Origin of the sequence: Moorella sp. E308F (genome assembly GCF_006538365.1) — a bacterium.
In the GTDB taxonomy this organism is placed as follows: Bacteria; Bacillota; DSM-521; order Neomoorellales; family Neomoorellaceae; genus Neomoorella.
Map to the genome: position 1 here is coordinate 414,448 of NZ_BJKN01000001.1, position 13,939 is coordinate 428,386.

Annotated in this window: 12 protein-coding genes; 1 reads left to right on the forward strand and 11 read right to left on the reverse strand. The window is 52.2% G+C overall.

Going from position 1 to position 13,939, the window contains the following annotated elements:
- Positions 1-12: 12 nt before the first annotated feature.
- From ilvE to E308F_RS01965, 4 genes are all read right to left on the reverse strand, one after another.
- Complete coding sequence (gene ilvE / locus E308F_RS01950) at positions 13-891, reverse strand: branched-chain-amino-acid transaminase (RefSeq protein ID WP_141263065.1); 879 nt, start codon at positions 889-891, stop codon at positions 13-15.
- Between the two features lie 268 nt (positions 892-1,159).
- Positions 1,160-2,833 carry an L-lactate permease gene (locus E308F_RS01955; RefSeq protein WP_141263068.1) on the reverse strand — a complete coding sequence of 558 codons (1,674 nt, stop codon included), beginning with the start codon at positions 2,831-2,833 and terminating at the stop codon, positions 1,160-1,162.
- 497 nt (positions 2,834-3,330) lie between these two features.
- Positions 3,331-3,549, reverse strand: coding sequence for an FmdB family zinc ribbon protein (locus E308F_RS01960; RefSeq protein ID WP_141263071.1), 219 nt, complete (start codon positions 3,547-3,549; stop codon positions 3,331-3,333).
- A gap of 23 nt (positions 3,550-3,572) precedes the next feature.
- Positions 3,573-4,724 carry an HD-GYP domain-containing protein gene (locus E308F_RS01965; RefSeq protein ID WP_172613506.1) on the reverse strand — a complete coding sequence of 384 codons (1,152 nt, stop codon included), beginning with the start codon at positions 4,722-4,724 and terminating at the stop codon, positions 3,573-3,575.
- Between the two features lie 232 nt (positions 4,725-4,956).
- Between E308F_RS01965 and E308F_RS16090 the strand changes: the two genes are divergently transcribed.
- Positions 4,957-5,145 carry a hypothetical protein gene (locus E308F_RS16090; RefSeq protein WP_216364429.1) on the forward strand — a complete coding sequence of 63 codons (189 nt, stop codon included), beginning with the start codon at positions 4,957-4,959 and terminating at the stop codon, positions 5,143-5,145.
- A 25-nt stretch (positions 5,146-5,170) separates the two neighbouring features.
- Here the strand turns inward: E308F_RS16090 and E308F_RS01970 are convergent, their stop codons facing one another.
- The 7 genes from E308F_RS01970 to E308F_RS02000 form a co-directional block, all read right to left on the reverse strand.
- The gene (locus E308F_RS01970) at positions 5,171-6,670 is read right to left on the reverse strand and encodes an aminotransferase class I/II-fold pyridoxal phosphate-dependent enzyme (protein ID WP_141263074.1); all 1,500 of its coding nucleotides are present in this window, start codon (positions 6,668-6,670) and stop codon (positions 5,171-5,173) included.
- Positions 6,671-6,927: 257 nt separating this feature from the next.
- Positions 6,928-8,067 (reverse strand): fructose-1,6-bisphosphate aldolase/phosphatase, encoded by a 1,140-nt coding sequence (gene fbp / locus E308F_RS01975; RefSeq protein ID WP_141263077.1) that lies wholly within the window; start codon positions 8,065-8,067, stop codon positions 6,928-6,930.
- 170 nt (positions 8,068-8,237) lie between these two features.
- Positions 8,238-9,728 carry a tripartite tricarboxylate transporter permease gene (locus tag E308F_RS01980; RefSeq protein WP_172613505.1) on the reverse strand — a complete coding sequence of 497 codons (1,491 nt, stop codon included), beginning with the start codon at positions 9,726-9,728 and terminating at the stop codon, positions 8,238-8,240.
- A 13-nt stretch (positions 9,729-9,741) separates the two neighbouring features.
- Positions 9,742-10,218, reverse strand: coding sequence for a tripartite tricarboxylate transporter TctB family protein (locus E308F_RS01985; protein WP_141263081.1), 477 nt, complete (start codon positions 10,216-10,218; stop codon positions 9,742-9,744).
- A gap of 108 nt (positions 10,219-10,326) precedes the next feature.
- Positions 10,327-11,361 (reverse strand): tripartite tricarboxylate transporter substrate binding protein, encoded by a 1,035-nt coding sequence (locus E308F_RS01990; protein WP_141263083.1) that lies wholly within the window; start codon positions 11,359-11,361, stop codon positions 10,327-10,329.
- Between the two features lie 93 nt (positions 11,362-11,454).
- Positions 11,455-12,531 (reverse strand): zinc-dependent alcohol dehydrogenase, encoded by a 1,077-nt coding sequence (locus E308F_RS01995; protein ID WP_141263085.1) that lies wholly within the window; start codon positions 12,529-12,531, stop codon positions 11,455-11,457.
- Positions 12,532-12,657: 126 nt separating this feature from the next.
- Positions 12,658-13,920, reverse strand: coding sequence for a Tm-1-like ATP-binding domain-containing protein (locus E308F_RS02000; RefSeq protein WP_141263086.1), 1,263 nt, complete (start codon positions 13,918-13,920; stop codon positions 12,658-12,660).
- Between the last annotated feature and the right edge of the window lie 19 nt (positions 13,921-13,939).

Below are 13,939 nucleotides of genomic sequence, written 5' to 3' on the forward strand. Positions count from 1 at the left end.
CCCTAACCTTAACTAAACAAAGATTTCCGGGCCATCTGTTTTTGTCAGTTCCCTGAACCTTGCAATGAGATCCCTGGTGATGGGGCCCGGCTGGCCATCTCCAATGGCGCGACCGTCTACCTTGACAACCGGAATGACCTCTGCCGCCGTGCCTGTGAGGAAGCATTCGTCGGCAGTATAAACATCATGACGGGTAAAGACCTTTTCATAAACAGGTATCCCGGCCCCGGCGGCCAGCTCCATAACGGCATTACGGGTAATGCCTTCCAGCAAGCCCACAAAGGGCGGCGGGGTAATCAGCTGGCCGTTTTTGACAATAAAAATATTATCGCCTGTAGCTTCGGCTACATAGCCTTCTTTATTGAGAAACAGTCCTTCCGGGGCTCCCGCCCGCGTAGCTTCCATTTTGGCGATGATGTTATTCAGGTAGTTCAGGGATTTAATCCGCGGGTCCAGGGCGTCGGGAGCATTGCGGCGGGTACCCAGGGTAACCATCTCGAGACCTTTTTCATATAATTCCGCCGGGTAAAGTTCTATGGCCGCAGCGATACAAAATACTGAGGGCCGGGGACACTTGCGGGGATCCAGTCCCAGATCCCCTTTGCCCCGGGTAACTACCAGGCGGATATAGGCATCCCTTAAATTATTGCGCCGGCAGGTCTCCAGGACTACTTGCGTCATTTCCTCCCTGGTCAGACCCGGATCGAGGTTAATGGACCGTGCGGACTCATAAAGGCGGTCGATGTGCGCCTTCAGGCGGAAGACCCGCCCGTGGTAGGCGCGTATCCCTTCAAAAACCCCATCGCCATAGAGCAAACCATGATCAAAAACAGACAACTTTGCCTCTTCTTCATCCACATACTGGCCGTCAAGATAGATAATGAGCCCCACGCTTCTTCCTCCTCATTTCTACCGGTCAGTGGCATTTTTAGGCCGGGCGACAAAAGCCGCAAAATATGTTTATGTTTCAGTATAAATAACCGTAAATTAAGTGTCAAGGATTTTTCAAAATTACCTATACCGCATGGCGCGAAAGTGGCCCTAACACAAGTCCGCCTGGGATTTCGCTGTGTTGTGCCAGCTCAACGCCCATACCGGGCACACATAAAAGAGGGGCGGTTTTCGCCCCCCTAACTTTTTTATTAACGTTTAACGATGGTTACTGGAGTCCCAGTACATATATAGCTAACATACCATATACGCCGACTGCTACCAAGTAGTAGATTGTTGGCAAGAACGTACGACGGAGGATGAGACCTTCCTTACCGATCATGCCCACGACAGCGGCGGCGGCAACAGCGTTGTGAACGCAAATCATGTTACCGGCGGCACCACCAACCGCCTGAATAGCGACCACCAGGCGCTGGGAAACCCCGATAAAATCGGCAACCGACCACTGGAACAAAGAGAACGTCATGTTACTGATGGTGTTGGAACCGGCGATCATGGCGCCAATAGCTCCGATAACGGCAGCAAAGGCCGGCCAGGCGCCTCCGGCTAAATCAGCTACGGCGCGGGCCATGACGATAGGCATGCTGTCATATCCTGCCGCGTTGAGGTTAGACATAATGAAGACACGAACCATAGGAACGGTAAAAACGAGGGCAGCAGAAGCACCAAGTAGCTGCGAGGCGGATTCCTTTACCGCTCCTTTTATTTCATCGCCCTTCATCTGGAATATAATCCAGGTAATAACAGCAACCAAGCCAATTATTGCTCCCGGAGAATAAACCCACTGCCAGCTGTGGCTGATAGATGTTCCCAGGATATTTTTATGATCAATGGTAATCTTAGTTAATATACCTTTAATGGCAGGGTTCATCCGGGTAAGGAGCAGGAAGATACCGACCAATACATAAGGAACCCACGCTTTAAGTAAAGGCATATTGGCCCTTAATTCTCCGGGGTCGCCGCTAACAGTTCCCATCCAGCCGGGTTCCCATTCTTTTTCCGGCGGGAAATCCCAAATCTTCTTCGGCTGGAGAAAACCCCTGCTGGCAGCAAAACTTGTAATGGCAACAGCCAGCAGACCGCTAATCATGGAAGGGAATTCAGGGCCAACAAAATTGGCCAGGAGGACATAGGGAATAACAAAGACAAGGCCGGCAAAAAGGGCAAAGGGCCAAACCTCAAGACCTTCTTTCCAGGACTTGTTCTTGCCGAAGAACCTCGTCAGCATCATACAGATTATAAGAGGCATAACAAAACCGATTATAGCATGGAGGGTGCCGGCTCGTGCCCCGATGCTGGCAATATACTGGGGCCAGGTCAACCCCAAAGATTTAGCGTGAGCCTCAACCACCGCGGCACCGGTCAAACCTGCATTAACACCAAGGAGCACCGGCGTACCCACGGCGCCGAAGGTAACCGGCACACTCTGAGTAATCATACCCACCATCACGGCTGCAAAGGCCGGGAAGCCAAAGGCCAGGAGAAGAGGGCCGACGATAGCTGCCGGGGTACCGAACCCAGAAGAACCTTCAATAAAGCTGCCAAATAAGAAACCAACAATAATGGCCTGGATACGACGGTCCGGGCTGATTTTCATGAAGCCAGACCGTATGGTGGCGATAGCGCCACTGTGTTTCAGGGTGGCAAGCAGCAGGAGAGCGCCAAAAATAATCCATAGCAGGGTCGCTGCAATCCATAACCCCTGGATTGTTGCGGCCAAAACGTCAATTAATTTCATTTTCCAAACAGTTATGGCAATGATAAAGACAGTAACATAACCAAAAGGCATGGCCTGGCGAGCGCCCCATCCAAGTCCTACCAATAGGAACATTGCGACTAATATGGGTAAAAAGGCTAAAAAAGCTAGAACATATGTGCTCATCCGCAATCCCCCTTGTAATGAGTAATGCAAGTATTTTTTAGTGTTTTACCTGCAATATTATTTCGCCTCTTGCCTCTCTCCTTTCTTTAAAAAATTTCATGCAACTAGCGCTTCGTAACAGAATTGCCTCTTAGCCTATGGCTACATTTTAAGCCTCTCTTAGTCGCTATTTCACCCCCATTGACTTGTTTCTGTTTAATGATCGACAGGTCTGACAATTAAACCATCCAGTAATAATATATTCAACATTAAATCATAAAATCCTCTTTGATTAAAAATTTTCTTGCTATTGTTTATGTACTAACATTCACTATCCCTCCACATACAAACAACCCTTCTATGAACCGCAGTCTGCAAATCTAATCCAGAAAAGGTAGCTCTTCCTAAGGCAATCTTAAAGAAAAAGTAACCCCGTAAATTTTGGGGGTAAGTGTTAAACCAAGGATAATAACCCGGGAAAAACCCGGGTGTGGTGGTCGCCCCTAACCGGGGCTTTTTTAATGACAACCGCTACAGCTACTGCAGCTGCCGCCGCTGCAACTGCTGCCGGAAATAGCCGCGCCCGGTTCACCTTTGCGGACATATAAAAAACCGGTAAACCGCTGGCTTACCTGGCCGCCGCACTCCGGACAGCGAACCTTATCTTTATCCTTAATGGCTACAAACTGACTGAACAGGTGCCCGCATTCTTTGCATTTAAAATCATATGTCGGCATGTTTTCATCTCCTTCCCCAATAATTATAACACCCGGTAACCCTCCCTGTCACCCTCAGCAACCTGAGGCTTACAGGTTATGGGTGGTAAATCTTCCGCCGGCAGGATCTGGCTTACGTAATAGTGCATTTCTACCGCCAGGTCAAGGGTCAGTTGTTCGCCGTAAGGTTCCCCGGAAGGCCGATAAAGAAGACGTACCCGGGGCCGATGCGAATGTCCCCGGGCCGTGCCCGTAACTACACCGACATCACCGCTGTTGAGTTGCACCAGGGTGCCCACCGGGTAAGCAGCCACATTGGCCAAAAAGGCTTTTACTATCTCGAAATCATGGGTAAAATTACCCGACCCGGCCAGCATTTCGTAGGCCTCATGAGGCGGATAGGCGCGGCGGTAGACCCGGTCGGCTGTCAGGGCATCATAAACATCCACCACGCCGGTAATCCTGGCAAATTCATGGATTTCCTCACCCTTCAACCCCTGGGGATAGCCGCTGCCGTTATAGCGCTCATGGTGCTCAAGGGCCACCCGGGCCGAAACCAGGCTGACACTTTTTTGCATCCGGAGAATATCAAAACCGCACCGGGCATGGCGACAGACCAGTTCATATTCCTCCATGGTCAGTTTTCCGGGTTTATTCAATATATGCAGGGGCACGCAGGTCTTACCGATATCATGGAGCAGGGCTCCTACGCCCAGGTGCAGCAGGTCCTCACGGCTGTAACGCAGGGTTAAACCAGTAACCAGGGCTAAAATACAGACATTAACCGAATGGGCAAAGGTATAATCATCCAGGGCGCGGATATCGGTAAGATTAACCATAAGCTCTTTGCGGTCTAAAAGGTCCTCAAGCAAGCTGATGACTATCCGCTGGATGCGGGCCGAATCTACCAGCAGGGGCACATGGCCCATTCCCCGGCTCTGGTAATTGCCGAAGAGTTCCTTCACAGCCCTAACGGCCGCCAGGCGGGTCTGCTCGCTGACTATATCTTCTACTTCCAGGTCCCCCAGGAGTTCATCACGAATATATACCGCCGGCACACCCAGTTCTTTTAAGCGAATTATGTAGCTGGGCTTTAAAACTACACCTTTATTGAGTAATACCTGCCCGTCGGCACTGTAAATAGCCCGGGCTACCACCATCCCCGGTTTTAAACTATCTACCGATAGCTTGCGCAATACCGGCACTCCCCTTTTCCCACCGCACCGATATTTCGACACCAATAAAGTAAAATCCTTCCTGTCAGGGCGGCTATACTTTGCCTGCCTAAAAAACCGGTAATATGTAATATCGACCGGAGACGTCCTGGCTTAAGCAGGAAAACAACACCTGGCAGCGGCCGGCAGCTTACCCCGGTAAAAATTAACCACCCTTTACCAGGGTGGTTGCTTTTTATCGAGCTTGCTGATTATGGGGGAAAATGCTATAACCCGGGTCTTTATGCTGGCGGTAGAGGTAATAGCCCAGAGCCAGTACCGCTCCGCCGAGGATTATTATCCCGTAAATCACTGCCGATCACCCCCGCTTTTGTTTCAGCTACCTGTCACCGGCGCTACAAGGATGATATCCTCCCGCATCCTACCACCGGTTTTAGTATAAAAAACCTGCCGGTTGGTGTCAACGCTCAAGCCAGCCCGACGCGGCTGGCCTTCTCGTGTTCCATAAGGCTCACCGTATCTTTCAGGATGCGGATGTATTTCATTTCCGGGTCTTCCGGGCCCTGGAGGTCGGCATGTTCTTTTTTTAGCAGATTGACATAATCTATAATTTCCCGGGTAATAACCTCCCCCGGACAGACCAGGGGAATACCCGGCGGGTAAGCTGTAATGGCTTCGGCGCTGATTTCCCCTTCGGCGTACTCCAGCTCTATGCTGCGCGTCTGGCTGTAGAAGGCCGCCCGGGGCAACACGGCCATCCGCGGGATGGCAGGCAGGGGCGGGCAAAAACGAACCACGTTTTTTAGAGAGCGTTTCCTGGCAATATCCTGGAAGGCAGCAACCAAGCGGCCGGCTGTTTCCCAGTCATCACCAATGGAAACGAGCAACAGGACATTGTAGAGATCGGAAAGCTCGACCTGGATCTTGTATTCCCGGCGCAGGATGGCTTCCATCTCATATCCGGTAAGGCCCAGCCCCTGGACATTGACGGTGATTTTGGTCGGGTCCAGGGCGGTACAGCCGGGCAGGGAGGTTACTTCCTCGCCCATGATGTTCAGGCCTTCGATTTGGGAAAGTTCCCGGCGTATCCACCAGCTTATTTCTAAGGTGCGCTCCAAAAACTCCCGTCCCCGGAGGGCCATTTGTTTCCGGGCTACATCCAAGGAGGCCAGTAAAATATACGAAGGACTGGTGGTCTGGCAAAGATTGAGTACGGCCTTAATATGCTTGGCGTCCAATCTTTCGCCCTGGAGAAGGAGAAAAGAACTCTGAGTCATAGAACCAGCTAATTTATGGGCACTCACTGCCGCCAGATCCGCCCCCGCCGCCATGGCCGACAGAGGCAACGCCGGGTGGAACGGCAAATGGGCGCCGTGGGCTTCATCTACGAGAACAGGTACGTTATATCTATGCGCTACTTCTACTATTTCCTTCAAAGGCGGTACTGTCCCGTAGTAATTGGGGTTGATGACAAAAACCGCCCTGGCGTCGGGATGTTCCTTTAACGCCCTTTCCACCTTCTCCGGCGTAACCCCCATGGAAATACCGTAATCCTCGTTAATCTCCGGTTCGATATAAACAGGGTGAGCCCCGCTCAAAATAAGGCCGCCCAGGGCTGAGCGGTGGGCATTGCGGGGGATAATAATTTTCTCTCCCGGCTGGCAAACGGACATGATCATGGCCTGGATACCGGAGGTTGTACCGTTTACCAGGAAAAAAGCATAATCCGCCCCGTAGGCATCCGCCGTCAACGCCTCGGCATCCCGGATAACATCGCGGGGATTGCAGATATTATCCAACCCGGGTACACAGGTAAGGTCCATGGCCAGGATCCGCTCGCCGACATACTCTTTTAATTCCGCCAGGGCCCGGCCCTGCTTGTGGCCGGGAACGTGAAAGGGAATAACCCCTTCTTCAATATACTGCTTGATAGCCGTAAAAACCGGTGTCCTGGTCTGGTCCAGCATGGCAAACGCCCCCTATCACGCGCTGCAACAGAATTTATTACACCACAAAAGGTGCTGGAATGCAAGCATAATCTTTCTTTATATTTCTATGGGCTTTAGCCATGCCGGGTTACCCCTAAAAATAAAGGGAGCCACCAGGTGACTCCCGCTTTTGCAGGTTTTGTTTTGGCATCGCTACGCGGCTCTGTCCCCCCTGCTCTTCTGCTTCGCCACGGCCTCCCCAGCATCCGGAACAGCGGGTTGCCCCTACCCCTTTTCTACTTCGCACCCAGTTCAGCAGCAATCCTTTTCCTGTCCGCGTCCCTGTCCACTTTAACAAAGCGGCTCTTAAGTTTTGCCATAACTTCGGGCATGGTGGTGTATTCCATATCCTCCAGGGGCAGGCGGTGAGGCTCGAAGGGCCCCAGGGAGCGCAGGTAATTGGCAATTTCGTTGGCCGTCTGGCGTGCCTTATCAAAGGCTACATCGGCGAAGAGATCCTGGGGACCCACCAGGCGTCCGCCGGCCAGCTGGAAGCCCATGGCTACCACCCGCGGCGGACCGTCAAAGCGTGTCGGCGCTGCCTGATTAAGGCCCACAGGCATCAGAGGCCCGATATGGGAACCGCGCATCCAGCCGGCTACCAGGTGAGGATTAGCAAAAGGTTCCAGGGCCTCTCCCACGGCCGGCAGGCCGCTCTGGCAGCGGACAATGCACACCGGGTCGTCTTTGCCCACATAACGCCCGGCCATGAGGTTCAGGCGCTGGGTACTGGACACGGCGGCGATTTCGCCTGTGGTTTTAGAATAAACGGCCTTGATGCAATAGCGCCCCGGCGCGCCAATGAAGACCAGGAGATCGTAGAGTTCTTCGGGTAAAGAAAACTCCACCCGTTCATTTTTAATCAGGTCGTAAACCTCAAAACGGAAGCCCTGGTGCATCTTGGGGTCGATAACCAGGCCGATGGTATTGAAGGGATCGGCAAACATCTTGTAGAGGGGGAAGTTCCAGGCGCCGGGTTCTGTCTTGTCGGCAGCAAAGACAATCACCGGCTCACTCTTACGTTCCTCAAATTCCATTTCGGCAACCCCGGGGCCCATACCCTTGACGTTGCCGGAGAAAGCGTCGGAAAGGAGGTCCTGCCCGGCACCGTAAAGTTTCAGCTCCCGGGCCACCTCGGTACATTGCAGAAAAACATTCCAGGCCAGGTGGTGAATTTCCGGGCAGTCAACGCCATATTTATGAGTCATAATGAGGTTAATATCATCCCCTACATGGGTTACCCGGTAATCTATCAACAGCTTGCTGGCGGCAAGGTAACGTTCCGCTGTCTCCAAAAGGCGCGGGTGGACGCTGGAATGGCCTACATAGCCGCCAATATCAGCTTTAATGACACTTAAAGTAATCTTCTCGCCCAAAGCACACGTCCCCCTTTTTATGTTATAAAGCATTTATGTTATACTATATGTAGTTTTACTAGAAATAGAATAGCATAATTATCTTTTGAAGTAAACATTTTTGGCAAAAAAATATGCCCCTTATACGGGGCAAAAATGTTATCTATTTACTATGGTTATTACTGCAAACTTCAAGCCGCTCGCCTGGCAGCAATTTTATCTTTAACAATAGGACCAAATAGCATTACCAGGGTTAAGAAAATAAATACAGCACTAATTGGGTGGGTAAAGAAAGCAGTATAAGTCCCTTCTGCAATTATTGCCCGCCGCATTTCTGTCTCTAGAGTTGGCCCCAGGACGATGGCCAGGATAACCGGCGTCGTAGGAAAGTCATAGCGCTCTAAAAAGTAACCTATTACCCCGAACACCGCCATTACATAGACATCAAAAAGGTTATTACGCACCGCAAAGGAGCCAACTATGGTTAATACCATTATAACTGGCAGCAAAATTGTTTTGGGGATCTGCAAGATCTTTACAAAAAGGCGAATGCCAAACCATTGAACAATTAAGGTTAGGATATTGGCAATGAACAAGGCGGCAAATATACCATAAACAATATCAGCATTTTTCTGGAAAAGCAGGGGTCCTGGTTGTAACCCGTGAATAAGCAGGGCTCCTAGCAAAATTGCTGTGCCCGGGTCGCCGGGAATACCCAGGGTCAACATGGGGATGAGGGCGCCTCCGGTAACGCCGTTATTGGCCGCCTCCGGGGCTGCCACCCCTTCCAGGATACCCGTTCCCCACTTTTCCGGATTCTTAGACATGCGTTTATTTGTTTCATAAGAGAGAAAGGCTGCGATAGGACCACCTGTCCCCGGAATGGAACCTATTCCCGTTCCCATAAGGGCACCACGCACTATAATACCAACACAGCTTTTTATCTCCTGCCAGCTGGGCAACTGGCTAGTTACGCCTTTGTCTTCAATTTTAATACCCGTTTCCGCATGACCCCTTGGTAAATCTTTAATAATCTGGGGTATAGCAAACAAGCCGATCATGGCTGCTAGCAAATCTATCCCGGCTTGCAAAGGTTCATAACCGATGGTAAAACGTTGGACCCCCATTATCGGATCCAGGCCGATTTCCATGGCCATTAACCCGATAATCCCGGCAATTAAACCTTTAATGATGGAACCTGATGAAACGCTGATAATCGTCGATAAACCAAACAAAACCAGGGCGAATATTTCCACCGAGCCAAATTGCAGCGCTACTTTGGCAATCAAAGGTGCCACCAGGATTAATAAAAGTAGACTAACTAACCCGGCAAAAATAGACGCAATTACCGCCATCCCCAGGGCCTTACCGGCCATTCCCTTTTGTTTTAGAGTATAACCATCGATTACCGTCGCTGCTGCCGAGGGCGTACCCGGGATGCCCAGGAGGATAGCCGATACTGAACCCCCGGTCATGCCGCCGATGAAAACGCCTACCAGCAAAGAAATTCCTGTAATTGGATCAAATGCAAAGGTTACCGGCAAAAGCAGGATCAGGCCGGTGGAGAAAGTAAGTCCGGGCATGGAGCCGAAAGTTATGCCGACAATGACGCCTACCAGGTTAGCCACCAGGGCCGTCAGTTGAGTGGCTTCCCCGATGCCGGTCACGATGTTTGACAGCAAAAAAATTCACCCCTTAAAATATGCTACCTGTGGGAAGGGCCATTTTAAGCAAAACCCGGAAGATAAAATCTACTCCAAATGCCAGGACAACTGTAATCAGGGCGATTTCCAGAATGTTGCGCAGGCGGAAACTTACAAACAGGAAAAAGGGCATCATTACCAGGGTACCCCAGCGTAGCCCGATCAGATCTACCATCCAGATATAAACAAAGAACATGGCCAGGGTACCTAAGCCTATCCAATCGATACCCCTTTTAGCTTCACTGGCCTCGGCCGCAACTGTCTTTTCTCCAGCAGGCTGCCGCCAGTTTCCTACCAGCATAACCAAGCTTAATATGACCAGCCCCGTTACCAGGAGCCATGGAAAAAACCTTGGCCCCGGGGTACCAGGTATCGTTGCGGACGGTATTTGTAAGGTAAGGTAGCCCCATATAGCTGCCAGCAGCAAAAAACAGATGGCTACAAGGCGCTCATCTCTTGGTTTTGACATTTTTTCACCCCTGGATGTGAAAACATCCTTCTCTAATTGCAGCTGCTATAATTATAATTTCGGTAACGGGGCGGTTTCCGCCGCCCCGTTACCGCTTTACCGCTTTACTTATTGTTTCTTCATCCCGATTTGTTCCATCAAGGCCGCCAGTTCTTCGTCCTGCTGGGCAATGAACTTGTCAAATTCGGCAGCCCCGCGGAACTCTATATTGGCGCCCATTTGCTTGGCAAAGTCCTTGAATTCCTGGCTTTCGGCCACCTTTTTAAAGGCCGCTTCTAATTTTTCAATTACCGGTTGTGGCGTGCCGGCCGGTACGGCAATACCCCGCCACAGGGAAAGGGTCAGATCGATGCCTTTTTCTTTAAAAGTGGGCACATCCGGCAGAGAGGCCAGGCGTTGTTCACCGGTAACAGCCAGGATACGCACCTGCCCGGCTTTTACCTGAGACATAATCTCCGCCGGTAACTGGGAGCTTGCCTCAATTTTGCCCCCCAGCAGGCTGGACACGGCCAGGCCTTTCCCAAAGGGTACATGGGTGAATTTAGCGCCGGTCTTATTTTCCAGGGCTACGGCAGTCAGGTGGGTAAAGCTGCCCAGGCCGGAGTTACCAATTCTTACTTTACCCGGATTCTTTTTAGCATACTCAATGAACTCGTTAATATCCTTCCAGGGGGCATCGGCCTTGACGGCAATGCTCACCGGCTCGGTAGTCAGCTCGGCTACACCGGCAAAGGCCGTGTAATCAAACTTCATATTGCCCTGGTGGTAAGCTGTGTTAATGGAATTGGAATTCCATACAATATTGTAGCCATCGGGTTTCTGGTCTTTAACGTAGGAATAACCTACCGCTCCTGCAGCCCCGGTGCGGTTGACAACGGCAATGGGCTGGCCTAATTCTTTACCGGCCAGGTCAGCTACCTTACGTGCCAGGAGATCGGCACCGCTACCGGCGCCAAAAAGAACGGTCATTTCTATGGGTTTGGTCGGAAACTCTACTGCCGCCGTATCACCTTGTTTTCCACCTTCATTTTTCGAGCTGTCATTTGCCTGCTTGTCCCCGCCGCAACCAGCCAGGGACAGGGCAAGTACCAGGAGCAGGGACACCAGGACTAGAGCTACACCCTTTAACCTCCAGTTTTTCATGTTAACCCTCCTTAAAATAATTTTTATTAATGCAGCGGTTTCCCGCCGGCATTAACCCCCTGGTAAATACTTGCTATAATTCAAACTAAGGTATTATGGGTTAATAACTACCTTCATGGCCCCGTCTTTGCGGTTGACGAAGTAGTCCAGGCCCTTGTGGAACTCCTCTAACGGGAAGGCATGGGTCATGATGGGTTTGGCATCAATTTTACCCTGGGCCATCAGGGACAGGGCGCGCTTGCAGTTCTGGTTGCCTTCACCGCGTACCGTCAAAAGGCTGATCTGGTTTATGACTACATAATCCAGGTTGGCAGTAACCGGTTCTTTGTAGAAGGAAACCAGGACCATGACACCGCCTTTTTTAGTCGACTTGATGCCGTATTCAAAGGCCTGAGAATTGCCACCGCACTCAAAAACCCTTTCGGCACCTTTACCATCGGTGATGGCCATGACTTCGGCAACGGGATCGGCAACCTCGCGGATATTGATGGTATGGGTTGCCCCCAGCTGGCGGCCCTTGGCCAGGCGATCTTCCCGGGTGCCCATGAGGATGATTTTTTCAGCACCTAGAGCACGGGCTCCCTGGACAACGGATAAACCTATGGGACCCGGGCCGATAACCAGGACTGTATCACCGGCAATATAGCCACCGCTCTTATCAATGGCGTAAAGGGCGCAGCCGGCGGTAGTCACATAGGTTGCCTCGTTAAAAGAAATATTATCAGGAATTTTATAAACAGAGTTTACGTGCTGGACGGCATACTCGGCAAAACCGCCGTCTACCGTCATTCCGGCGGCCCGGTGGCCTTTATCTAGGCGGCCGTAGTTTAAACAGGCGGTATACTTGCCGTCAATGCAGTTCTCGCAGCGGCCGCAACCCTTATGGGCCTCAATGGCCACCCGGTCGCCTACCTTGAACTCGTCCACCGTTTCCCCCACGGCCACTACCGTACCGGCCCACTCATGGCCGAAGGTAAATTCCCCGTAGGGCGGCATCTTGGGCATTCCTTTGGTTATGATTTTTACATCGGTACCGCAAATGCCGCAGGCTGCTACACGCACCAGTACTTCCCCCGGCCCGGGCTTGGGTACCGGCTTTTCCACCAGGCGCACGTCATTGGGACCAAAAAGGACCAGGGCTTTCATTTTCTCGGGGATTTGATATTCCATTTTACTGAATGACCTCCTTTGAACGATTATGCCGGAAATTGTATCTGCTGGTGGGGATATCTCCCTCCGACGCTCCACGCCTCATAGGCTCCGGGACATATCCCCACCCTAACGCCTACGCATTTTTTAGGGTTCGCTGGCGGCAGAACACTGCTTGCCGGCTAGCCATACTTCCATCAGCTGGTGCATAACGGCAGCCGCGCTGGCGGCAAAGACCGGGTCGTTAATATTGGCGTCCAATTTCATTAACTTTACCCGGGGCTCCAGGTTGGCCTCCAGGGCCGCCACCAGGGCGGCATCGGCTTCCGGGTCGTGGAGGGGGCCGCCGGCGCGGCCGTTTTCCGACCAGCCTTTAAGCGGGACCATGACGGCCACCGGCCCGCGAGCGGCATTTAACCTGGCGGCCAGCACTTCACCCACCCTGGTTAATTCTTCTTTAGTAGCCCGGACGTTGGTGTTATAAGGGTTATGGTAGTGAGTCGGGCGGCCCCGGTAGGCCGGCGGTATGCTCTCCGCCGGGCCAAAGCAGAAATAATCCAGCCCTCCCAGGGAAATCACCATGGGTATGCCCTTTTGGCCCGCCGCCTGCAGGCGCGGCCGCATAGGAGTATAGATATCTCCGGCCTCACCAAAGACCTCGGCGAGCAGTTCATGGGTGGTAAGATCAAGGACTCCTTGAATCACCCCGGCCTCGATTAATTCTTCCATGGCTGAACCGCAGGCCCCGGACGCATGGAAGGCTATTACCTCATAACCTAACTCTACCAGTCTCTCCCGGGCGGCTGTGACTACCGCATTGGTATTGCCAAAGGCGGTAGTAGCAATTACCGGCCGATCACTGGCCTTCAGGGGCTCGCCGTGAGCTGCCATGCCCATGACCGCCCCGGCAGCATTGCTGAGTATGGTACGGCTAACGGTATTGGGCCCTCCCAGAAGATCGGCTACCGAGAACATCATGATGATGTCCTTGTACTCAATGTAGGGGCGGATGTTACCGGAAGCCACCGTGGAGACAATCACCTTGGGCAGCCCGATGGGCAAGGCCCGCATGGCGATGGCTGCTATGGCCGTGCCCTGGTTGCCGCCGATACCCAGAACGCCGGCCAGTTCGCCCCGACCATAGAGGTCGGTTAACACCCGGGCTGCTCCCAGCCCCATGGTCTGCATCATGGCATCGCGGCGTAAAGATGGCAGGTCCTTAAATTCTACCCCGCCCAGGCGGCAGATTTCTTCCCGCGGGTAAGTGGCCTTAAACCCGTGGGGGAGGTAGGTGCTCACATCCAGAACCGGAGCCTGCCAGCCCCGGGAAGTGATGAACTCCTGCAAAAAACGAGTTTCAGCTTCTTTGGTATCGACAGTGGCAACAATGGCTATAGCCTTGCGAGGCACACTTTTCTCCTCCTGGTTG